Origin of the sequence: Brevundimonas sp. NPDC090276 (assembly GCF_044772165.1) — a bacterium.
In the GTDB taxonomy this organism is placed as follows: domain Bacteria; phylum Pseudomonadota; class Alphaproteobacteria; order Caulobacterales; family Caulobacteraceae; genus Brevundimonas.
Genome location: NZ_JBIVYK010000001.1, coordinates 1,089,590 through 1,110,968 on the forward strand (window position 1 = coordinate 1,089,590; position 21,379 = coordinate 1,110,968).

The 21,379-nt window shown below is 67.2% G+C and carries 23 protein-coding genes; 8 read left to right on the plus strand and 15 right to left on the minus strand.

What is annotated here, in order from left to right; genetic code table 11:
* Position 1 precedes the first annotated feature (1 nt).
* Both phoU and phoB read left to right on the plus strand, forming a co-directional pair.
* The gene (gene phoU / locus ACIQTU_RS05340) at positions 2-751 is read left to right on the plus strand and encodes a phosphate signaling complex protein PhoU (protein ID WP_400543375.1); all 750 of its coding nucleotides are present in this window, start codon (positions 2-4) and stop codon (positions 749-751) included.
* Positions 752-795: 44 nt separating this feature from the next.
* Positions 796-1,485 carry a phosphate regulon transcriptional regulator PhoB gene (gene phoB, locus ACIQTU_RS05345; RefSeq protein WP_105562885.1) on the plus strand — a complete coding sequence of 230 codons (690 nt, stop codon included), beginning with the start codon at positions 796-798 and terminating at the stop codon, positions 1,483-1,485.
* Between the two features lie 42 nt (positions 1,486-1,527).
* Here the strand turns inward: phoB and ACIQTU_RS05350 are convergent, their stop codons facing one another.
* The 5 genes from ACIQTU_RS05350 to ACIQTU_RS05370 form a co-directional block, all read right to left on the minus strand.
* Positions 1,528-2,334: an inositol monophosphatase family protein gene (locus tag ACIQTU_RS05350; protein WP_400543378.1), complete on the minus strand. Its 807-nt coding sequence runs from the start codon at positions 2,332-2,334 to the stop codon at positions 1,528-1,530.
* A gap of 136 nt (positions 2,335-2,470) precedes the next feature.
* The gene (gene efp, locus ACIQTU_RS05355; protein ID WP_296176557.1) at positions 2,471-3,037 is read right to left on the minus strand and encodes an elongation factor P; all 567 of its coding nucleotides are present in this window, start codon (positions 3,035-3,037) and stop codon (positions 2,471-2,473) included.
* A gap of 124 nt (positions 3,038-3,161) precedes the next feature.
* Positions 3,162-3,716 carry a TspO protein gene (locus ACIQTU_RS05360; RefSeq protein WP_400543382.1) on the minus strand — a complete coding sequence of 185 codons (555 nt, stop codon included), beginning with the start codon at positions 3,714-3,716 and terminating at the stop codon, positions 3,162-3,164.
* A 57-nt stretch (positions 3,717-3,773) separates the two neighbouring features.
* Positions 3,774-4,274, minus strand: coding sequence for a bacterioferritin (gene bfr / locus ACIQTU_RS05365; protein WP_400543385.1), 501 nt, complete (start codon positions 4,272-4,274; stop codon positions 3,774-3,776).
* A gap of 169 nt (positions 4,275-4,443) precedes the next feature.
* Positions 4,444-4,629 (minus strand): bacterioferritin-associated ferredoxin, encoded by a 186-nt coding sequence (locus ACIQTU_RS05370; protein ID WP_400543388.1) that lies wholly within the window; start codon positions 4,627-4,629, stop codon positions 4,444-4,446.
* A gap of 122 nt (positions 4,630-4,751) precedes the next feature.
* On the opposite strand from ACIQTU_RS05370, the gene thiE reads away from it, so the two are divergent.
* The 3 genes from thiE to ACIQTU_RS05385 all read left to right on the plus strand — a co-directional run bounded on the left by thiE (position 4,752) and on the right by ACIQTU_RS05385 (position 7,884).
* On the plus strand, positions 4,752-5,411 hold the full coding sequence (gene thiE / locus ACIQTU_RS05375) for a thiamine phosphate synthase (RefSeq protein WP_400543391.1): 660 nt from the start codon (positions 4,752-4,754) through the stop codon (positions 5,409-5,411).
* 65 nt (positions 5,412-5,476) lie between these two features.
* The gene (locus ACIQTU_RS05380; protein ID WP_400543394.1) at positions 5,477-7,153 is read left to right on the plus strand and encodes an ATP-binding protein; all 1,677 of its coding nucleotides are present in this window, start codon (positions 5,477-5,479) and stop codon (positions 7,151-7,153) included.
* Positions 7,154-7,185: 32 nt separating this feature from the next.
* Entirely contained in the window at positions 7,186-7,884 is a 699-nt protein-coding gene (locus ACIQTU_RS05385; protein ID WP_400543397.1) for a hypothetical protein, read from the plus strand.
* A gap of 3 nt (positions 7,885-7,887) precedes the next feature.
* Here ACIQTU_RS05385 and ACIQTU_RS05390 read toward each other — a convergent pair whose 3' ends face one another.
* From ACIQTU_RS05390 to ACIQTU_RS05405, 4 genes are all read right to left on the minus strand, one after another.
* On the minus strand, positions 7,888-8,220 hold the full coding sequence (locus tag ACIQTU_RS05390) for a VOC family protein (RefSeq protein WP_400543399.1): 333 nt from the start codon (positions 8,218-8,220) through the stop codon (positions 7,888-7,890).
* Between the two features lie 226 nt (positions 8,221-8,446).
* Positions 8,447-8,956, minus strand: coding sequence for a serine protease inhibitor ecotin (gene eco / locus ACIQTU_RS05395; RefSeq protein WP_400543402.1), 510 nt, complete (start codon positions 8,954-8,956; stop codon positions 8,447-8,449).
* 51 nt (positions 8,957-9,007) lie between these two features.
* Complete coding sequence (locus tag ACIQTU_RS05400; RefSeq protein WP_400543405.1) at positions 9,008-10,198, minus strand: thiolase family protein; 1,191 nt, start codon at positions 10,196-10,198, stop codon at positions 9,008-9,010.
* A 74-nt stretch (positions 10,199-10,272) separates the two neighbouring features.
* Positions 10,273-11,106, minus strand: coding sequence for an acyl-CoA thioesterase (locus ACIQTU_RS05405; protein ID WP_400543408.1), 834 nt, complete (start codon positions 11,104-11,106; stop codon positions 10,273-10,275).
* A 181-nt stretch (positions 11,107-11,287) separates the two neighbouring features.
* Here ACIQTU_RS05405 and ACIQTU_RS05410 point away from each other — a divergent pair, with 181 nt between their 5' ends.
* A complete protein-coding gene (locus tag ACIQTU_RS05410) occupies positions 11,288-11,779 on the plus strand; it encodes a winged helix-turn-helix transcriptional regulator (RefSeq protein ID WP_400543411.1) in 492 nt (163 codons plus the stop codon).
* Between the two features lie 37 nt (positions 11,780-11,816).
* On the opposite strand, the gene ACIQTU_RS05415 is transcribed toward ACIQTU_RS05410, so the two are convergent.
* Entirely contained in the window at positions 11,817-12,527 is a 711-nt protein-coding gene (locus tag ACIQTU_RS05415) for an HAD-IA family hydrolase (protein WP_400543414.1), read from the minus strand.
* Between the two features lie 89 nt (positions 12,528-12,616).
* Here ACIQTU_RS05415 and ACIQTU_RS05420 point away from each other — a divergent pair, with 89 nt between their 5' ends.
* Together ACIQTU_RS05420 and ACIQTU_RS05425 are read left to right on the plus strand one after the other, a co-directional pair.
* Complete coding sequence (locus tag ACIQTU_RS05420; protein ID WP_400543787.1) at positions 12,617-13,276, plus strand: dihydrofolate reductase family protein; 660 nt, start codon at positions 12,617-12,619, stop codon at positions 13,274-13,276.
* A gap of 174 nt (positions 13,277-13,450) precedes the next feature.
* Positions 13,451-15,160 (plus strand): diguanylate cyclase, encoded by a 1,710-nt coding sequence (locus tag ACIQTU_RS05425; protein ID WP_400543417.1) that lies wholly within the window; start codon positions 13,451-13,453, stop codon positions 15,158-15,160.
* Positions 15,161-15,163: 3 nt separating this feature from the next.
* Here ACIQTU_RS05425 and ACIQTU_RS05430 read toward each other — a convergent pair whose 3' ends face one another.
* The 5 genes from ACIQTU_RS05430 to flgE all read right to left on the minus strand — a co-directional run bounded on the left by ACIQTU_RS05430 (position 15,164) and on the right by flgE (position 21,349).
* The gene (locus ACIQTU_RS05430) at positions 15,164-17,098 is read right to left on the minus strand and encodes a S9 family peptidase (protein ID WP_400543420.1); all 1,935 of its coding nucleotides are present in this window, start codon (positions 17,096-17,098) and stop codon (positions 15,164-15,166) included.
* A 96-nt stretch (positions 17,099-17,194) separates the two neighbouring features.
* Positions 17,195-17,713 carry a hemerythrin domain-containing protein gene (locus ACIQTU_RS05435; protein ID WP_400543423.1) on the minus strand — a complete coding sequence of 173 codons (519 nt, stop codon included), beginning with the start codon at positions 17,711-17,713 and terminating at the stop codon, positions 17,195-17,197.
* Positions 17,714-17,765: 52 nt separating this feature from the next.
* Entirely contained in the window at positions 17,766-18,989 is a 1,224-nt protein-coding gene (gene mnmA / locus ACIQTU_RS05440) for a tRNA 2-thiouridine(34) synthase MnmA (RefSeq protein ID WP_400543426.1), read from the minus strand.
* A gap of 131 nt (positions 18,990-19,120) precedes the next feature.
* Positions 19,121-19,405, minus strand: a complete 285-nt coding sequence (locus tag ACIQTU_RS05445; protein ID WP_105563033.1) for a DUF1153 domain-containing protein — start codon at positions 19,403-19,405, stop codon at positions 19,121-19,123.
* A 186-nt stretch (positions 19,406-19,591) separates the two neighbouring features.
* A complete protein-coding gene (gene flgE, locus ACIQTU_RS05450) occupies positions 19,592-21,349 on the minus strand; it encodes a flagellar hook protein FlgE (RefSeq protein ID WP_400543430.1) in 1,758 nt (585 codons plus the stop codon).
* Between the last annotated feature and the right edge of the window lie 30 nt (positions 21,350-21,379).

Genomic DNA, 21,379 nt, shown 5'->3' on the forward strand with positions numbered 1-21,379 from the left:
CATGAACCAGCATACGGTCAAGGCTTACGGCGACGAACTGAACCAGCTGACGGCCGAGGTCGTCCGCATGGGCGGTCTGGCAGAGGCCCAGGTGGCGGACGCCATCGAATCCGTCGCCCGGCGCGACGTGGCCCTGGCGAAGGCGGTGGTCGAGCGCGACAATCGCCTCGACGCCCTGCATCGCGACATCGAGAAGAAGTCCATCCGCCTGATCGCCCTGCGTCAGCCGGTGGCCTCGGACCTGCGCCGCACGCTCGGGGCCATGAAGCTGGCCTCGGATCTGGAACGGACCGGCGACCTGGCCAAGAACATCGCCAAGCGGGCGCTGATCCTGGCCGAGGGCGAGCCCATGCAGCCCCTGACCCGTTCGATCGAGCGGATGGGCCGTCTGGTCTCGACCCGCCTGCGCGACGTGCTGGACGCCTACACCGCCTCGGAGATCGAGCGCGCCCTGTCGGTGTGGAGCACCGACGACGAGGTGGACGAGCACTACAACGCCCTGTTCCGCGAGCTGCTGACTTACATGATGGGCGATCCGCGCACGATCACGGCCTGCACCCATCTGCTGTTCATGGCCAAGAACCTGGAGCGGATCGGCGACCACGCGACCAATATCGCCGAGACCGTCCACTATGAGATCACGGGCGAGGAAATGCTGGGCGAGCGGCCGAAGGCCGTCCCCGGTCCTGGCGAGGAACAGACGCCCACGCCGCACATCTCGACCCAACCGTCCGACCTGACGGACGACTGACTTCCCCTTCCTGCTGACGACTTCGACCGACCGGAGAGCCTGACGTGCAACCCTATATTCTGGTGATGGAAGACGAGGACGCCCTGGCCACCCTGCTCCAGTACAATCTGGAGAAGGAAGGCTATGACGTGACCGTGGCGGCGGACGGGGAGGAGGGCCTGTTGCAGGTCGACGAGCGCCTGCCTGATCTGGTCCTGCTGGACTGGATGCTGCCCAAGCTGTCGGGCATCGAGGTCTGCCGTCGTCTGCGCGGCCGGGCCGAGACCCGCAACCTGCCGATCATCATGCTGACCGCGCGCGGCGAGGAGACGGACCGCGTGCGCGGCCTGGATACCGGCGCCGACGACTACATGACCAAGCCCTTCTCGATGACCGAGCTGACGGCCCGCATCCGCGCCGTCCTGCGCCGCATTCGTCCGGGTCTGGCCGACGACCGGATCAACCACGCCGACATCGTCATCGACCGCGTCGCTCACCGCGTCCGCCGTGCGGGCAAGGAGGTCCACCTGGGCCCGACCGAGTTCCGTCTGCTGGACCACCTGATGAAGCATCCGGGCCGGGTCTTTAGCCGCGAACAACTGCTGGACGCCGTCTGGGGCTCGGACGTCTATGTCGAGGCGCGCACCGTCGACGTTCACGTCGGCCGCCTGCGCAAGGCCCTGAACGTCGAGGGCACGGTCAATCCGATCCGCACGGTGCGTTCGGCGGGCTATTCGCTGGATTTGAACAGCTAAAAGAAAGCTCCCTCCCCGCGAAAGGGGAGGGAGCTGCTTGATTTACGCTGCTTGCAGGATCTTGCGCAGTTGCGGCTGCAGTTCCGGGTTGGCGGCGACGATCTGCTTGCCGTTCTTGGGGTCGCCGTCGATGTCGATGGTGGTGACGACGCCGCCGGCTTCGGTGACGAACAGGATGCCCGCCGCCACGTCCCACGGCTGCAGATTACGCTCAAAGAAGGCGTCGTAGCGGCCTGCGGCGACCCAGGCGAAGTCCAGCGAGGCGGCGCCCAGGCGACGGATGCCGGCGACGCGCTGGCCGACCGCGTGGATATCCTTGATCGACTGGGCGTGGCCCGACTTGCCGATGAAGGGCAGGCCCGTCGAGATCAGGCTTTCCGACAGGTCGCGACGGCCCGAGACGCGGATGCGCTGGTCGTTCAGATAGCAGCCCTTGCCCTTTTCGGCCCAGAACAGCTCGTTCATCACCGGGTTGTAGGTGACGCCGGCGACAATCTCGGACGAGCCGTCGGGGTGCTTGCGCTCCAGGCCCACCGTGATGGCGAAGTGGGGCATGGCGTGCATGAAGTTGGTGGTGCCGTCGATCGGGTCGACGATCCAGGTGTGCGACTTGTCGGTGCCTTCGATCAGGCCGCGTTCCTCGCCGAGGAAGCCGTAGCCGGGGCGCGCCTTCATGAGCAGTTCGAAGAGGGTGTCTTCGGCCTTCAGGTCGGCGGCCGTGACGAAATCGCCGGGCCCTTTGCGCGAAACCTGAAGCTGGGCGACTTCGCCGAAATCGCGAAGCATGGGGCGTGCGGTCTTGCGCACGGCGCTGATGATGACCTGAACGAGAGCGGAGGCGAGGGCCATGGGGTTCTCCTGGTCCGGCTGTCCTTGAAGGCCCTGTCGGCCCGGAGAGACGGAGAAGCAAAAGGGGCGCGGACCATCCGCGCCCCTGTAGATACGTCTTACAGCGCCCGACCTTGGCCGGGAAAGACGGTGTTTGTTAGTCCGCGCGGCGGACGTATTCGCCCGAGGTCGTGTCGACGATGATGCGCTCGCCGGCCGACATATAGGGTGGGATCATGATGCGCACGCCGTTCGAGGCGATGGCGGGCTTGTAGGACGAGGACGCGGTCTGGCCCTTAACGGTGGGCTCGGTCTCGGCGACTTCCAGCGTGACCTGTTCCGGCAGTTCCAGGCCGATCGGGCGGTCTTCATGCATCTCGATGATGACCTTCATGCCCTCTTGCAGATAGGGGATGCGCTCGTCGCCGACCCAGCCCTTTTGCAGTTCGATCTGCTCGTAGGTAGCGTCGTCCATGAAGACCAGGCTGTCGCCGTTGTCGAACAGGTAGGAGAAATCCTTCTGTTCCAGCGTGACGCGCTCGACCTTGTCTTCCGAACGGAAGCGTTCGTTCAGCTTGTTGCCGGTCTCGAGGTTCTTGGCCTCGACGTTGGCGAAGGCGCCGCCCTTGCCGGGCTTGACGTGGCTGGCCTTGGTGACGACCCACAGGCCGCCGTTGTGCTGCAGGACCATGCCGGGCTTGATGGTGTTGCCGTTGATTTTCATAGAAACCGCTGGATTGAGGGCTGGGGGCGGCCCGGCCGCTCGTGGGCGGGCGCGCGAAATCGCCGCGAGCCGTAGAGGAACAGCGGAAAAAGGGCAATGGGGGCGCTGATCGCCGGTCTGCGGATCAGTGCAGGGTCGGCCCGTCGCGAAGCCGCGCCTCGGTCCGGTTGGCCAGGCGGACCCCCATACCCGTGGGCGAGGCCAGCTTGCCGGCGACGGGATCCAGCTTGCGCGCTTCATGGGCGAAGGCGGCGGCGAGGCCGGCCGAGGTGGTGGCGGCCAGCACCTGTGTCGCCAACCGGGTGGGGCGCACCGCGAGCCAGACGGCGCTGACGGTCTGGGCGGCGAGCCACAGGGCCATGGCCGTCCGGCGCTCGGGGCGGGCAGGGGCGTTCCAGACGCGGATCGCCGACAGTGTGGTGGCCGAGAACATGGCGGGCAGGATCAGGCTGATCGGGCCACGCGGGCGTTCGGTGATCGGGGCGTCGCCCCCTAGCGGTTGAAGCGCACGGTGCGGCTGGGGGCGGATCAGCTTTGACGCGGCCGTCGTCGCGGCGAGTGCGAAGCCGGCGGTCAGGGCCACGCCCAGGGCCACATGGGCCCAATTGCGTCCCTCGGCGTTGAGAAAGCCGGCGGCCTGGTCGCGAGCGGTGTCGAGAGCGTCTTCGATACTGGTCATGGGACCGGAATGGCCGGGCGCGGAAACTCGTTCCCGCGCCCGGAGCCTGCATCAGGCCTAGTTGCCGGTGGCGGCGCCGTCGGTCTTGATCTCGCTCATGGCGGACTGGAGGTAGTTCTGGACGCCCAGCAGTTCGATCAGCTTGTGCTGGTTTTCCAGGAAGTCGACGTGTTCTTCGGTGTCGGCGAGGATCTTCATCAGCAGGTCGCGGCTGACATAGTCGTGGGCGGCCTCGCACTGGGTGACGGCGTCGCGCGTGGTGGCGCGGCTGTCGATCTCAAGCTTCAGGTCGGCGCCCAGGCATTCGATCGGATCTTCACCGACCTTCAGTTTGTGCAGATCCTGCAGGTTGGGCAGGCCGTCGAGGAAGAGGATGCGCTTTATCAGCATGTCGGCGTGCTTCATCTCGCCGATCGATTCTTCGTAGATCACGTTGCCGAGGTGGCTGAGGCCCCAGCTTTCGAACATGCGGGCGTGCAGGAAGTACTGATTGACCGCCGTCAGCTCGTTGGTCAGCACCGCGTTGAGGGTGCGGATGATCGCCGGATCGCCCTTCATGGTCGTCGTCCTCTTGATGCGGCGGCGCTGGACGACGTCATCATGACGTCGCGGTTCGGAACACCGCCCGTGACGACTTTCATAGCACGGCTTTGCGGCCGTGGATTATTTGCGAGTTTTTATCACTGCATTGATAATGCGAGTGAAATCGACTTTCAGAAGCGAGGTTCTATTCCGCGGCCAGGGCGAAGGCCGCCTGCGTGTCCTGAATCATCTGACGCATTTCGCAGACGCACTTGGCGCACTGGGCAGTGCATTGATTGGACGCGAAAATATCCTTGGGACGGGTCGCGCCAGCCTCGATGGCTTGAGCGACGTCACGCTGGCGAAGGCCGTTACAGTTGCAGACGTACAAGGCGACAAGCCCCGAAGCAGTTACTGAGAATGGCTCGCTATAGCATTTATTAAGGCGAGTGCAAATCGTTCGCATGGGGTTGCGACATTGACGCCCGACGCAGGGACGGGCAGGGCGAGGATATGGCTCGTCAACCCGCTCTTCCGCCCCGTCCCGCCTGTCAGCTCTATCTGATCACGCCGCCGGTCCTCGCCGATCTGGAGGCCTTCGCGGGCCTGCTGGAGCAGGCTCTGTCGGCGGGGCCGGTCGCGGCCCTGCAAATCCGGCTCAAGGACGCCCAGGATGATCAGATCAAGGCCGCCGTGGCGCGGCTGGCCCCGATCGCCCAGGCGCACGGCGTGGCGGTGATTCTGAACGACCGGCCCGATCTGGCCAAGGCGACGGGCTGCGACGGCGTCCACGTCGGCCAGGACGATGCGCCGGTGGCCGAGGCTCGGCGCATCATGGGTCCTGACGCCATGATCGGCGCCACCTGTCACGACAGCCGCCATCTGGCGATGGAGGCGGCAGAGGCCGGCGCGGACTACGTGGCCTTCGGCGCCTTCTTCCCGACTGACACCAAGGAAACCACGCACAGACCCGAGCTGATCGAACTGACGATCTGGCAGGAGACGATGGAGACCCCGTGCGTCGCCATCGGCGGCATCACGGTCGAGAACGCCGCCCAGGTCGCCGCGGCAGGGGCGGACTTCGTGGCCGTCAGCGCGGGGGTCTGGAGCCATCCTGAGGGGCCGGCTGCGGCGGTGCGCGCCTTCAACGCCGTTCTGGAAAGCGCCTTCTGACTTCAGAGGATGTTTAGGAAGGTCCGGCAGGATTGGGGCGACAGTCGCGTACACCGGACCCGATCATGACGATGAGCCGAGCGCTCGACAGGGCTGAACCCGTTTTTGACGCCGCTCTCGCGGACGCCGGCGCTGCTGCGGCTGTGCCCAACGCCGCCTTCTTCCGGCAGCCTCTGGCGCCGATCCTGACGGCGGTCGGCGTGACCATTCTGGTCGTGCTGGCGATCAGTTTTGCGCGGACCAACGGTCTGGTCGCCGCCCTCTGGGGCGCAGGCGGCCTGGCGATGGCGGTCTGGCTACGCGGCGGGCGTGGGCTGACCTATGATCTGGGCTTCGGCGTCCTGGTGACGACAGGGGTGCTGGCGGGTGAGTTCCTGGTCGGCAACGGCCCGGCGCTTTCGGCCATGTTCACCGCGATGAACCTGCTGGAGATTGTCCTGGCGGTGGTGCTGACGCGGCGCTTTGTTCCGGGGCTGAGCATCAACTCTGTCGAGGGGTTGGCGCGCTTTCTGACGATTTGCGCGGTTGCGCCCTTGCCCAGCGCCGTGCTGAGCGCCCTGGCGCTGGATGTCATGGTCGGGGCGGACATCCTCGATGGGCTCCGCATTTGGTGGTGCGGTCACGCGCTCGGCTTCGCCATCGTGGGCGCCTTTGGCCTGGCGGTGCAGCGGCGCCATGTGTCGATCGTGCGCGAACCGGCCCGCCTGGCGGAGGGGATCGCCCTGCTGGGGCTGATCGGCGGCGCCTGCTACGCCATCTTTTCTCATCTGAGCCTGCCCTATGGCTTTCTGTTGATGCCCTTGCTGCTGATGATGGCGGTGCGCTTCCGGGTGTCTGGCATCGCCATGGCCCTGGTCGTGGTGACGGTCATGGCCATCGGCGGGACCATGGCCGGGCATGGGCCCTATCATTCGTTCGAGCCCGAAAACCGGGCCTTGCTGGCGCAACTTCTGGTGCTGCTGGGCTATATGCCGATCCTGATGGTGGCGGCTCTTCTGGAAGAGCGCGACCGACTGGCCGAACGGGCGCGGGCGGGGCGTGAGCGAGCCGAGCGGGCATCGGCGGCCAAGTCGCGGCTGCTGGCCAACGTCGCCCATGAGATCAAGAGCCCGGTCGGCGGCATCATCGGCATCGGCGAGCTGTGGGCCGGCGGGCAACTGGGGGCGACCTCGGCCGAACAGGTCGAGATGGCGCAGATGCTGGTCAAGACTGCCCGTCAGGTCGAGGCGTTGGCCCATGACCTGCTGGATGTGGCGCGCGCCGAGTCCGGGGCGGTCAAGGTCGAGCTGCGACCGACGGATGTGCCAGGCCTGTTGGAGGACATCCGTCGCGGCCTGATCCTGAAACCCGAGGCCAAGGAATTGTCGATCGAGGTGGTCGTCGAGGGCGACGCGCTTGTCGCCCAGGCGGATTCACAGCGTCTGGCGCAGGTGATCGGCAATCTGGCTGGCAATGCGGTCAAGTACGGCGCCGCGGGCGGCCGGGTGCAACTTCGGACCGCCTGGGCCGACGACCGCGTGCGGATCGAGGTGATCGACTTTGGCCCGGGACTCTCGCTTGAGAAGCAGGCTCAGTTGTTCGAACCTTTCAACCGCCTGGGGTTGGAACGGTCGGCCATCGAAGGCCACGGCATCGGTCTGGCCCTGGCAAAGCGACTCACCGAGCTTCAGGGTGGCGAAATCGGCGTCATCTCGGCGCCGGGCGAGGGCGCGACCTTCTGGGTTGAGCTGGCGGCGGCTTGACCGTCGCGCAAGACGGGGGTCAAGGTCGCGGCATGAAAACCGTGCTTCTCGCCTCCGTCCTGTTGAGCGCCGCGCCCGTGGCCGCCCATGCCCAATCCCAGAGCGCCGAGGATCTGACGCGGCTGCTGAACGGCGGACCGCCCGCTGCTGCGCGTCCGGCGCCTACGCCTGCACCCGCGCCGAAGCCCACGCCGGTTCAAGCGGCTCCGGTCGCCCCGGCCAGAGCGACGCCGGTTCCGACCCCCGCGCCGACGCCACGCGCTGCGCCTGCCTCGACGACCGCTGCGCCCGTCCGCGCGCCGGCAGCGGCCACGCCGGTCGAACCGGCTCGCGCGCCTGCGCCGACGCCGTCAGCCGCGCCGTCGCCGGTCGCGCTCAGCGCCGCCGCTGTCGCCGCCCTGCCGTTCCGTGTCGAGCTGCCGAGTGGCGTCCAGATCGTCGAGGCGCGAGGCGCGCCGGACGCCAAGGTCTGGTCCGTGCGCAAGGCGGGCAAGACCCTGGCCATGATCTATGCCGGGCCGTCGTCGCAGTTCCCTATCTATGACGGCGAGCAGGTGACAGCGGCGGGCCGCGTCACCGTCGTCGTGCCCGAGGGCGCGCGCCGCATCGCCATGGAGCACCTGTTCCAGCAAGCGACGGCGCCGACCGAGATCCACGTCTGGCTGATGAGCCCCGACGGCGCTGACCGCGACCTGGCCGAGCGCATCGCTCAATCCGTGGATCCCAAATAGGGCCTATTCCGACCAGACGGCCAGGTCGTTGCCGGACGGGTCGCGGAAGTGGAAGCGCCGTCCGCCGGGGAAGGCGAAGATCGGGTGGGTGATTTCCCCGCCCGCCGCCTGAACCCTGGCCAGCATGGCCTCCAGGTCGTGGGCGTAGAGAATCGGCAGGGGCTTGGGCGTCATGGCCTCGGTGGTGAAGCCGCCGTCCAGGCCTTCGCCAAAGGCGGCGTAGTCGGGGCCGTAGTCCTGGAACACCCAGCCGAAGGCCGAGGCGTAGAAGGCCTTGTGGGCCGCCATGTCGGTGGCGGGCAGTTCGAGATAGTCCAGCTTGCCGTCTTCGCGCATGGCGAGTCTCCGAAAAATGACGGCGGACGCTTGCACGTCGACCGACTCTGCGCAAACCTGCAAATGGTTCGCAAATGCAGGAGTCGCCGATGATCGTCCTCAGCGCCGGATGCGCCTCTCTGGCTTCGCTCATGCGCGACGCGGACCGAGGCGTCGGGCCCCAAACGAAACGGGCGCCGGTCGAGAACGACCGACGCCCGCGTCTGGTTTCCATCAGCTACGGTGATCAGCGCGCCGTCTGGGTCTCGCCCGCGCGCCACACGCGATAGCGCACCTCGACGTCCGACGGGGCGTAGACCACCAGCGGCAGGCGCGAGTTGTAGCGGATCAGCGGCTGTTCCTGCGTCGTCACGAAGGCCTGGTGCTCCGAGCCGGGCGGGCAGCCCATCAGGGTGCTGGCGGCGTTCCCCAAGGCCGGAAGGACGTAATAGTCATAGCCCCAGCCCTCGGCCGTGCGCGTCTCCAGACGACCGCCGAAGAACTGGCGGTTGCAGTCCACCGTCTGGGTCTTGCCCAGGATCAACTCGACCTTCAGCGCGCTTTCGTCGGTCTGGGCCGGCAGGGTGATGACGTGGCGCGTCTGGCCCGCAGCCGCAGCCGGGAAGGCCTTCAGGGCGTCGGCCGCGTCGGTCTGGGCGGGCGTGCTGTCGGTCATGGGGCTTTCGGCCTGGGCGGTGGCGCAGGCGGCCAGTGTCAGGGCGGCGACGCCGGCGAAGAGGGAGGGGAGGATTTTCAAGGCATAGTCTCCACGGCCAAGATTAGCGTGACCGTGGAGAACGCCATAGATTCAGGGCAGTTCCACGGCCATGGCCACGGCTTCGCCGCCGCCGATGCACAGCGAGGCCACGCCCTTCTTGCCGCCACGCGCCTGAAGCGCCGCAAGCAGGGTGGACAGGATGCGCGCGCCCGAGGCGCCGATGGGGTGGCCCAGCGCCGTGGCGCCGCCGTTGACGTTCAGCTTGGCGCGGTCGATGCCCAGTTCCTGCTGCGCGATCATGGCGACCACGGCGAAGGCTTCATTGACCTCCCACAGGTCCACGTCCTCGACCGACCAGCCGGCCTTCTTCAGCGCCTTCTGCATGGCGGGGACGGGGGCGGTGGTGAACAGGCCCGGCTCATGGGCGTGAGCGGCGTGGCTGACCACGCGGGCGACGATGGGCAGGCCTAGGGCCTTGGCCGTGCTTTCGCGGGTCATGACTAGAGCCGCGGCGCCGTCCGAGATCGAGCTGGCGTTGGCGGCGGTGATGGCGCCGTCCTTGGTGAAGGCGGGGCGCAGGGTGGGGATCTTGGCGGCGTCGGCCTTGCCGGGTTGCTCGTCCTCGCTGACCGTCACGGTGCCTTTGCGCGTCTGCACCTCGACCGGAACGATCTCGGCCTTGAAGGCGCCCGAGGCGATGGCGGCCTGGGCGCGGGTCAGGCTCTCGATGGCGTACTCGTCCATCGCTTCACGGGTGAACTGGTACTGGGCCGCCGCGTCCTCGGCGAAGACGCCCATGGCCTTGCCAGGGGAATAGGCGTCCTCAAGGCCGTCCATCATCATGGAGTCGACGATGACGTCGTGGCCGATGCGGGCGCCGCCGCGGTGCTTGTTCATCAGGTAGGGGGCGCCGGTCATCGACTCCATGCCGCCGGCGACGATGACCTCGGCCGTGCCGGCCAGCAGGGCGTCGTGGGCCATCATGGCGGCCTGCAGGCCCGAGCCGCACATCTTGTTCACTGTGGTGGCTTCGACGTGCTTGCCGAGGCCCGCGCCGATGGCGGCCTGACGCGCCGGGGCCTGGCCCAGACCGGCGGGCAGGACGCAGCCCATGAAGATCTGTTCGACCTGTTCAGGGGCGACGCCGGCGCGCTCGACGGCGGCCTTGACGGCGGTGGCGCCCAGGTCGGTGGCCTTGACCGGCGACAGCGCGCCCTGGAAGCCGCCCATGGGCGTGCGAGCGAAGGAGACGATGACGACGGGATCAGATGCGGCGGTCATGAGGGGCGTTTCCAGTATGAATCGTTTCGCGGGGGATTAGGGGAGGCGGAGGGCCGCTGGCAAGCGGGGCGGCCCTAGAGGAGCTTTCTGCGTTGGCGCGCGAGGGCCAGGGGGCGGCCATCCGCGCCCCAGGCGACGGCCTCGTCCACCGACCAGCCGAGCCCGTGGTCCAGCAGTCGGTACTCAAAGAAGGCCCAGCCATCGGGCGCGGTGTCCGGCGTTGGATCGGTCAGGAAGTCGTAGCGCAGGTCCACCGTCGTCATCATCGGCGGGGCGGTGAAGGCCGTCCAGGCGGGCGGATAGAGGGCGTCTAGCAGGTAGCAGAGCCGCAGTTCGTCCAGCGGCGCGCCGTCCTTTGTGCGCATCCAGACTCGCTCAACGACTGGCTTGCTTTCGTTGCCGCCCAGGATGTTGGGGCCGCCGTCGAAGCGATAGTCGACGTGTTGCGAGAAGCGCGGGGCCATGGGGCCGCTGATGCCGGGGGCGTCCTTCAAACTGTCCAGCGATGGCGGCGGGGTCAGCAGGGGCGTCAACGACTGGGGCGTTTCACCGTCGGCGCCATAGGTGGCGCTGGCGTGGTGGGTCAGGCGCGCGCCTTGCCCGCCTTCGACCACGGCATAGGCGACCTTGCGGCCGCCACGCAGCAGGCGGGGGCGGAAATGGATCGGCTGGCCGTATTTGGCGGCGGCCAGATACTGGACGCTGAGGCTGCGCAGCGGCGCCTTGAGATCCAGGCCCTGTCGCATGGCCCCGGCGCACAGGGCCGCCAGCAGGCCGCCGAAGGGGAAGCCCGCCTCGGGCGGGGCGGCGATGGGGCCGTTGGAGAAGTCGCCAGTCAGATGAGCGCTCAGGCTCTCTTCGTCGGGCGTCAGGGTCAGGGCGTCGTGCAGCAGGTCGGCTTCGGTCATCGGTCCACGCAACAGCAGGCGAAAGAGGCGGGCGGAGACTGAAGCGTCGCCGCCCGCAAGTCGAGGAATGCAGGAACCGCGACCGGGGAGCCGCTAGTTAGTTGCCTAAAGAAACTGACAAACTGCGTCCCGATTGGCAACCCACTTGTCAAAAGCCTGACGCGGGGTCACTTTCCGCTCCATGGGACGCACCGCCGACTATAGCCGCCAGAGCTGCTCGATCGCCGCCACGCTGGAGGTGATCGGCGACCCGTGGACCCTGCTGGTCATCCGCGACGCCTTCAATGGCGTGCGCCGGTTCGAGCAATGGCAGGACCGGCTGGGCGTGGCCCGCAACGTCCTGGCCGCGCGGCTGAAGTCGCTGGTGCAGCATGGGGTTCTGGAGCCGCAGCTCTATTCGGAACGCCCGCCGCGCAACGAATATGTTCTGACCACCAAGGGCAAGGACCTGTACGGGGTGCTGGTGACCCTGCACGCCTGGGGCGAGAAGCACGTCTATGGCGAGGCCGACAGCGGCGTCTCCATGGTTCACAAGACCTGCGGCCACGACCTCAAGCCCCGCATCGCCTGCGGCCATTGCAACGAGATCGTCAAACCCCGGGACATCGAACTGACCTGGGCTGAGAACCGTCCAACCGTGGGCGATGTGCTGCCGAAGGAAGAGGCGGCCTAGGGGGGAAGAGGGCCATCTGTGCGTCGTCCAGGGGCGGCTAGTGGTTCAGTTCTGGGATGAGACTGCTGAGAGTTGCGCCGGGCGTCCAAAGCGCCGCACGCCACCCGCGCACACGTGCGGCTTCGACGTTCTTCTCGGTGTCGTCGATGAAGGCTATCGCCGACGCGGGCAGGCCCACGCGCTGTTCCACCGCAGCATAGAAATCTTGTGACGGCTTTGAAACGCCAAGCTGCGCGGCATAGTGCATGTCATCAAATCGGTCGCGAAGCCTGAGCGTGTTCCACAGGTAGGACGCGCGCTCATGCTCCTGAACGGTCGCCAGGTGCAGCGGCACGCCTGCCCCGCGAACCTCAGCCAGCTGAACCAGCAGGGCCTCATCGAGGTGGGCGTCGCCTTCAAACCAATAGCTGATCAACTGATCACAGCTGACATGCGGCGCGATTTCCGCGAGCGCGGGCGCCAATCTGTCCCGAAGTGCTGCGCGACCATGAATGATGTCGTCCCAGCACGGTTTGAAGAAGCGAGCTTGCAGCGCCAGGCGCTGAATACCCAAGTCATCCTCAATGCAAGCGGACCATCCTGATGGATCAGGGTGGCGAACCACCACGCCATCGACATCCACCATCAACACAGCTGGTTTCACCAGACTCGCTGCCCCGTCTCCCCAGAGATGGCGCCATTTTGCTGATTTGCGATCTGCCCGCAACAGGCCGGAACCGGTCATTTCCAAACGGCGGTGAGCCGACATTGAGGCCACTCAGACTGCGCCGGGAACGATCAGCCTGACCGGCGGTTGTCGGCACCGTACGAGACGCGAGGAGCCGGACGTTGCGCAAGGTGATCGGTGCGGCCTTCGTGTCGCTGGACGGGGTGATGCAGGCGCCGGGCGGTCCTGACGAGGATCGGTCCGGTAGCTTTGATCTGGGCGGGTGGCTGTTTCCCTATTTCGATGAAGCGGGCGGGCGGCGGATCGACGCCCTGTTCAGCGCGCCGTTCGACCTGCTGCTCGGGCGGCGGACCTATGACATCTTCGCCGCCTACTGGCCCTTTGTCGAAGGCGAGGACGCGGGGCTGGGGGCGCGGTTTGATCGGGCGGCGAAGTATGTCGTGACGCGCGGCGCGCAGCCGTTGGCGTGGGAGAACAGTCATCGTCTGACCAGTCTGGACGCCCTGGCGGAGGTGAAGCGCGGGGAAGGGCCGGACCTTATCATTCAGGGCAGCAGCACCCTCTATCCGCAGCTTCTGACCGCCGGGCTGATCGACCGGCTGATCCTGATGACGTTTCCGGTGGTTCTCGGCGCCGGCAAGCGGCTGTTCGGCGACGGCACGCCGCCCCGGTCGATGCGGATGGTCGAGCACGAGGTCACGCCGCGCGGCGTCGTCGTCGCGACCTATGAACCGGACGGCGCAGTCGAGCCCGGCGACTTTGGTGCGGGTCTGGCGCCAAGCCCCGCCGAGTTGGAACGCCGCGCGCGGATAGCTGCCGGAACTTGGTAAGGGGCGACGCGGACATTCAGCTTCCGTCAACCATCCGCCGTTAACCTTTGGGCCATGTTTTTGTCCCTGACGTCCAGGATCGCCGCAGTCGGCGCTCTGGTAGTGATTGCCTTGTTGGCCCTGGTGGCGTCCCTCGTCGACGCCTCGCGGCAGAGTCGCGAGAGCTTCCGCTGGGTGACGCATTCCGCCCAGGTGATCGAGGCCATGGAAGAGACCATGGCGGGCTTGCGCGATGCCGAGTCGGGGCAGCGCGGCTATGTCCTGACCCACAACCCCGGCTACGCTCAGTCGTTTGATCGACGGGTGGCGGACTCGCTGCGGTCCTTTTCGGATCTGGTCGAGCTGACCAAGGACAACCCGAGCCAACGCGCGCGCGTCCAGGCGTTTGGCGCCCTGTTGTCGGAACGTACCGAGTTGATGCGTCAGCCGCTGGAGTTGGCGCGACAGGGGCGCTTTGACGAGGCCAAGGCGGCCATCGTCGGGGGGCGCGGGCTGGATTCCATGGGCGAGGTCCTGCTGGCGTCTCAGGAATTCCTTGGCGAGGAGCGCAGGCTGCAGGTCGAGCGGATCGAGGCGGCCGAGCGCCGTCTGGAGTGGGGCAAACGGCTGGCCCTGATCGGCGGTCCGCTGATCGCTCTGTTCTCGCTATCGGTGTCCTTCATGGTCATTCGCCGCATTCGCCAGCCCGTACGGGTCATGACGCGGGCCATGACGGGTCTGGGAAGCGGCGATCTGAATCAGCGCATCGCCGGGCGGATGGGCTCGCGCGAGTTCGACCGGCTGGCCGACGGCTACAACGACATGGTGCAGCGCCTCGCGACGGCGTCGGACGACCAGAGGCGCAGCGAGCGCGAACTGAAACGGGTCCACGACGAGCTTCTGTCCAGCAGCGATGTCCTGCGCCAGCGGGGCGAGGTGATCGAGCTGCTGGGCGGCATGGCCCACCGGATGCAGGCGGCCCGCACCGAGGCGGAACTGGCTCAGGTCATCCACGCCTTTGTGCCACGCGTCCTGCCGGGGGTGCCGGGGGTGCTGTACGCCTACAACAACTCGCGCAACCTGCTGGTGCCGATCTCGACCTGGGGCGAGCACGACGGCGACGGCGACGCCTTCGGGCCGGACCAGTGCTGGGCCCTGCGGCGCGGCCAGAGCCATTTTGTCAGCGAGCCGGGCGCCGACATCGTCTGCGACCACGTCGGCGACAAGGATCACGCCTATCACTGCGAGCCGCTGCTGGCCTCGGGCGAGGTCATCGGCGTCTTGCATCTGGACGGGGTGCTGGACACTGAGAGCGGCTTCCGCATCAAGGTTCTGGTCGAGAACATCGCCTCGGCCATGGTCAACCAGCAGCTGCAGCGCGACCTGAAGGAACAGACGATCCGCGACCCGCTGACCGGCCTGTTCAACCGCCGCTACATGGAAGAAGCCCTGGCGCTGGAGGTGGCGCGGTCCGCCCGGTCGGGCAGCCCGCTGTGCGTGGTCATGTGCGACGTCGACCACTTCAAGCGCTTCAACGACGAGTTCGGCCATGACGCCGGCGACCTGGTGCTGCAGGCCGTTGCTGCCGAGCTGGGGCACCGTTTCCGCGACGGCGACATCGTCTGCCGCTACGGCGGCGAGGAGTTCACCATCATCGCCCCCGGCACGACGCCCGAGGCGCTGTTGCAACGGATCGAAACCGTGCGTCAGGCCATCGCCGGCATCTCGCTGCGTCAGCGTAATCAGGCCCTGGGCAGCACCAGCATGTCCTTCGGCGTCGCCAGCTGGCGGCCGGGCATGGACCGCGAGGGCCGCGCCGCCCTGCAGGCGGCCGACGCGGCCCTCTATCGCGCCAAGAAGGAGGGCCGCAACCGCGCCGTCCTTCATGTCGAGGAAGCGGCTTAAGGCTTAGTCGGCCTTGCGGACGTAGCGGTTCAGGAATGCCAGGTAGGCCTCCTGGGCGGTGATGCGGTTGGCGCGGCGCTGGAAGCCGTGGCCTTCGTCGGGGAAGACGACGTATTCGACCGGCACATTGTTGGCGCGAACCTTCTCGACCAGCTCGTCGCTTTCGACCTGAAGCACGCGCGGGTCGTTGGCGCCTTGCACCACCAGAAGGGGGCGGCGGATCTTGTCAGCGTGGAACAGGGGCGAGATGGCGCGGTGGCGCTCGGCGTCGACCGCCGGATCGCCCATTTCATCGAACAGAGCCACGCGCTGCGCGCCCCACCAGGCGGGGATGGACTGCAGGGTCCGCACCCAGTTGGTCACGCCGAAGATGTCGATGCCGGCCTCGAACTTCTCGGGATGGAAGGCCAGGGCCGCGGCGGTGATGTAGCCGCCGTAGGAGCCGCCCATGACCGCCACCTGGTCGTCGGCCACCCAGTCCTGGGCCCGCAGCCAGTCGCCGCCGGCGACGATGTCCCGCAGGTCGGCCTCGCCGTGCTTCTTGTCGTCCATGTGGAAGAAGGTCTTGCCATAGCCGGACGAACCCCGGTTGTTGGCGCCCAGCACTGCATAGCCGTGATTGACCAGGTGTTGCACCATGGCGGAATAGCCGCGCCGCGTCTGGCCGCCCGGCCCGCCGTGAACGAGAACGACCGCCGGGGCCGGGTGGGCCGCCGAGGCGCCCTTGGGCCGATAGAGAACCGCCGGCACCATCACCCCGCCTTCGCCCGGGTAGCGGACGATGGTCGCCTCGACCAGGTCGCTCTCCTTGATGGTCGGGTTCAGGGCCGAGGTCAGGCGGCGCGCCTGTCCGGTCGACAGGTCGGCGACGAACAGGTCGGTCGGCGAGGTGTCGGAGGTGACGGTGAAGGCGATACGCGTCTCGTCCTTGTTGAAACGCACCCCGCCCAGATCGCCCGCGGGCGCTCCGCTCAGACGCACCGACTGGCCGGAGCGGGTGTCCAGCACCGTCAGGTCGGTCGAGGCGTCGGCGTTCAGCGCCGAAACGCGATAGCGACCTGACGGCGAGTAGGAGACGAACTGGACGTCCCAGTCGGCCTGGATCAGCGGCGCGACCGCGCCCGTGGCCAGATCGCGCCTCCATGCCTGGGTGAACTCGCCGTGTTCGTCCGTGCCGTAGATCAGGGCCTTGCTGTCGGGGGTGAAGGTGTAGCTGCCGTGCTGGACGGCGCCCTGATGCGGGGTGATCAGCACCGGGGCGCCGCCTGTCTGGAGATCGGCCAGATAGATGTCGACGTCGGCGCTGGTGTTGGACTTGTCCAGCGCCAGCCAACGCCCGTCCGGTGAGATTTCTGAAGGCGTGAAGCCGGTGTTCTGGAACACGATCCGGCTGGCGTAGGTCTCGGCGTCATAGGCGTAGACGTCGAAGGCTTCGGGATCGCGGGCGTTGGAGGTGACGTAGAAGGTTCGGCCGTCGGCGTTCCAGCCCAGGAAATCGGCCTTGAGCTTCTCGCCCGGCGTCAGGTCGCGGACCGAGCCGTCCAGAGCGCGAACATAGACGTGGTTCAACTCATTGCCGCCCTGGTCGGCGGTGAACAGCAGGCGAGCGTCGTTGGGGAAATAGCTGAGCGGGAAGGTAGCGTCCGACGTCGAGCGGGTCAGGGGCGTCGCGGCGCCCCCGTCCACCGGCAGGGCGTAGGCGTTGAACACGCCGGTCTCGTCCGAGGCGTGCAGCAGGGTGCGTCCGTCGGGAGAGAAGGCCAGGCCGTAGGCGCTGGGCATCCGATAGCTCTTGGTCTCGTAGAACTGGGCGGCGGTATAGGGCGCGGCGACGGCGGCGGCGGCCTGTGGCGGGGCGGGGGGCTCGGCGGCGAGGGCGAGGGCGGGGGCGGCGGCGACAAGCGCCAGGGCGGAAACCATGCAGGCGAAGGAGCGCATTCGGAGCCTCTTGAGGTGCGTGATGACCAGATGAGGCGTCAGCATGGCCTGCCGGATGCGGCCTGTCGAAAGTTTAATGAGTGCGGTTCTGCGAGGTCAGGCCGCAGGCTCGCCCTTCAGCGCCAACAGGGGGATGACGATGTCTTCCTCATCGTCGAGGTGACGAATCAGGTCAGGCGCGGCGCGGTCCAGCACATCCGTGAGGCGGTGGGCGAGGTCGGGGGCGCCGGGGGACTGGCCCGCGACCGCCTGATGAAAGGCGACGGCCGAATGGTAGAGGGCGTCCAGATGGGCGTGGATGGCGTCGTGGTCGCGGTCCAGCAGATCGAGGCCGGTTTGGATGCGCGGCTCGATCAGACGGAACTGCGGGAAATAGTGGCCGCTTTCGACCCGGTGGTGACCGTCCAGATGGCCGAGGAAGGCTTGCAGCGTCGGCAGCAGGGCGGCGTGAAGGCCGTGCGGGTCCAGCGCGTCAGAGCGCCAACGTGCGGCGGCGTCGGCCATCTGAACTTGCTGCGCGCGGAAGCCGGCGTGCATCTGCAGCCAGAAGGCGGCGGTTTCAGGCAGGGCACCGGTCCAGCGCTCACGCGGGAAGGCGTTGCGCAGATACAGCATCTCGTCGGGCAGGCAGGCGCGGACGCTCAGCGTCTGCGTGTCGTTGTGCGCGTCAGGCGACAGCGGTGGTGCTCTGGATGAAGCCGCCGCCGAGGACGCGGTCGGGATCGGCGGGGTCGTAGAGGGCGCAGGCCTGGCCGGGGGCGACGCCTTCTTCGCCTTCGTCGAAGACGACCGAGACGATGTTGTTTTCATCCAGCGTCAGATGGGCGGGGGAGGGCTGGCGGGTCGAGCGGACGCGGGCGAGGACAGGGGCGCCGTCGCGGGCGGCTTCTTCGATCGTGGCCTGATCGCCCAGCCAGTTGGTTTCCTCCAGCGTCAGGCTGGCGGTCAGCAGGGCCTCGCGGGGGCCGACGATGACGCGGCGGTTGTCAGGGTCCAGTTTGGTGACGAACAGGGGCTCGCCCACGGCGACGTTCAGGCCCCGGCGCTGGCCGATGGTGTAGTCGGTGATGCCGCCGTGCTGGCCTAGCACCCGGCCGTCCATGTGGACGATCTCGCCCGCTTCACGGCCTTGCGGGCGCAGGCGGTCGATGAGGGTGCGGTAGTCGCCGGAGGGGACGAAGCAGATGTCCTGGCTGTCGGGCTTGGCGGCGATGCGCAGGCCGAGGGCGGCGGCGACGCCGCGCACCTGGGGCTTTTCCAGATCGGCCAGGGGAAAACGCAGATAGTCGAGCTGGTCCTGGGTCGTGGCGAACAGGAAGTAGGACTGGTCGCGCGAATGATCGACGGCCTTGCGCATCTGCGAGCGGTTGCCGACGGCGGCGCGGCGGACGTAGTGACCGGTGGCCATGGCCTCGGCGCCGAGGTCGCGGGCGACGTCAAGCAGGTCGCGGAACTTCACGGTCTGATTGCAGCGGATGCAGGGGACCGGGGTCTGGCCCTTCAGATAGGAATCCGCGAACTGGTCGATCACCGCGTCCTTGAAGCGGCTTTCGTAGTCGAGGACGTAGTGAGGGATTCCGATGAGCTCGGCGGCTAGACGGGCGTCGTGGATGTCCTGACCGGCGCAGCAGGCGCCCTTCTTCTTCAGGGCCGCGCCGTGGTCGTAAAGCTGCAGCGTGACGCCGACCACGTCATAGCCGGCCTTGGCCAGCAGGGCAGCGACGACGGTGGAATCCACGCCGCCGGACATGGCGGCGACCACGCGCGACCCAAGCGGCAAGCCGACGGCCTGTCGCGCGCTCTCGATCGCAGCGTCCATGTCGGCGGCGCCGGACATGGGGGCGATGGTTGGAACGGGGCAAATGTCGTCAGCCAGGGTCATCGCCGCCATATAGAGGTCCCTGCGTTCGATTTCGAGGCATGGCTCTGAAAACGACAAAGGCCGCCTCCGTTTTCGGAAGCGGCCTTTTGATCTCGCGGGCCTCAAGTAGCGCTAAGCGCGATAGGCCCCAAAAGAATGTCTTAATCCCGGTAGCTCTGGATGCGCGTGGTGCGCAGCCCTTGCATGCCCCATTTGTCGATCGCCTGTTGCCAGGCGATGAATTCCTCGGCCGTCAGACGATACTTCGTCAGGGCGTCTTCCAGGCTGATCAGACCGCCGCGCACGGCGGCGACCACTTCGGCCTTGCGGCGGATCACCCAGCGGTTCGTTTCCGCCGGCGGGAGATCCCGCAGGGTCAGCGGCGTGCCCGTCGGGCCGACCACATATTGTTCGCCTCTACTATTAAGGCGTCGCTCTTGCAGCATGGGCTTAAGCCTCTTTCACCACCACCATCGACGCGTACCCTAGGCGCGCCCCGGCTAAGGGGCGTTTAAGCGTCGTGGTGAAGGAATGGCTAAGATGCATCCTCCGTCCCCGGCGCATGGATGGCGCCGGAAACGAAGGATTCATCGAGTCTAACGGAGGCTTACTCATCGATTCCGGTTAGCCGATCAGCGCTTGATGCTGAGCAGTTCGGCCAGCATCTCGTCCGCCGTCGTGATGATCTTGGACGAGGCCGAGTAGGCGCGCTGGGTGGTGATCAGGCTGGTGAACTCGGCCGAGAGGTCGACGGTCGAGGACTCCAGTTGCTGGGCCGCGATCATGCCCGCGCCGCCCGTGCCTGCCGCCTTCAGGTTGAAGGTGCCGCTGTCCAGGCTGACGCGGAAGGCGTTGCCGGTGACCTGACGCAGGCTGTCGGGGCTGGGGAAGGTGGCGATGGCGACCTGGGCGATCCGGCGCATGACGCCGTTGTCGAAGATGGCGGTGACGAAGCCGTTCTCGTCGATCTTGATGTCCGACAGGTTGCCGAAGGCGGTGCCGTTGGTCACCGTCGACTGGACGATCGAGGCCGTGTTCAGCTGGCTGAGACCGCCGGCCGAGGTGCTGAGGTCCAGCGTCAGGGTCTGGGACGAGATGCCCAGGCCGTCGGCCCACTTCACCTTCAGGTCGTCGGCGGGGTTGGCCGGGTCGATGACGGCGTTGGGGTCGGACTTGCCGAAGTCCAGCACGGCGTTGGCGGGGTCGTCGAACAGACCCTTGCCCGAAGGCCAGCCCTGCATCGTCGAGACGTCGAGACGGCCCGCCGGAGTGAAGGCGATGATGCCCTTCTTGATCTGGCCGTTGGAATAGGCGCCGCCGGTGACCACATCCTCAGCCGGAACGGCGACGATTTCTGCGTACCATTCGTTGGCCACGTCGCTCTTCAGCAGGCGGATCTCGATGTTGCGCTGACCGCCCTTGGAGTCCGAGACCGGGATGTTGATCTTGAAGTCCGGCTTGATGCCCACCGGGTTGTCGTCTTCGCCGTTGTACATGGCCATCGAGTTGATCGACGGATCGTACTTGGTCTTGGCGATGTTGTTGGTGGACAGACCAAGGCCGGGGCTGCCGAGCGAGACGGCGCCGCCCGACGGAAGGGTCAGGTTGGCCAGGCCGGCATCGACCGAGGCGCCGGCAGGCGTCAGGCCGGCAATGCCCACCAGCGCGCCGGCGGCGTCATAGGTGGCGACGGCGTTGATGGTCTCAATGCCAGTCTTGATGGTGACATTGTATTCGTTGGCGTTGCCGGTCGGCGAATAGCGGACCGTGAAGTCCTTGGGGCCTGACGCGGCGGGAACCATGGCCACGCCCGTATATTTCTGCGGGGCTGCGGCGCTGGAAACGGCCTGGCCGGAATAGAGGTTGGCGTTGATCTGGGCGCGGGTGGTGGGCTCGGCGGTGCCGCCGACCGTGCCGATGTTGATCGAGCGCAGACGGGTCAGGTCCGACGGGTCCGTGGCGATGTCGCCGTTGGAGTCAACGGGCCAGCCCTGCAGGTACAGGCCGGCGCTGTTCTTCAGATAGCCAAGGTTGTCGATGCGGAAGGCGCCCGCGCGGGTGAACAGCCGGCTGTCGGTGGCGCCGACGCCCTCGGCCTTCTCGGTCGTGACGAAGAAGCCCTGACCGTCGACGGCCAGGTCGGTGCTTTCGGTCGTGCGCTGCAGCTGGCCTTCCTGGCTGATGAAGTGCCGGGCCGTGGTCATGACGCCGCCGGCCGCGTAGCCGCCCGCGCCCTTGCTCTGGCTGTTCACGATGGTCTGGAACTCGCCCTGGGTGCGCTTGTAGCCGATGGTGTTCACGTTCGCGATGTTCTGCGAGATCGCGGCCAGGGCGGCGGAGTTGGCGGAAAGACCGGAAACCCCGGCCTGCATGGCGCTGTTGATGCTCATTGAAGCGGCTCCTTAGGCGGAAATAGGGAA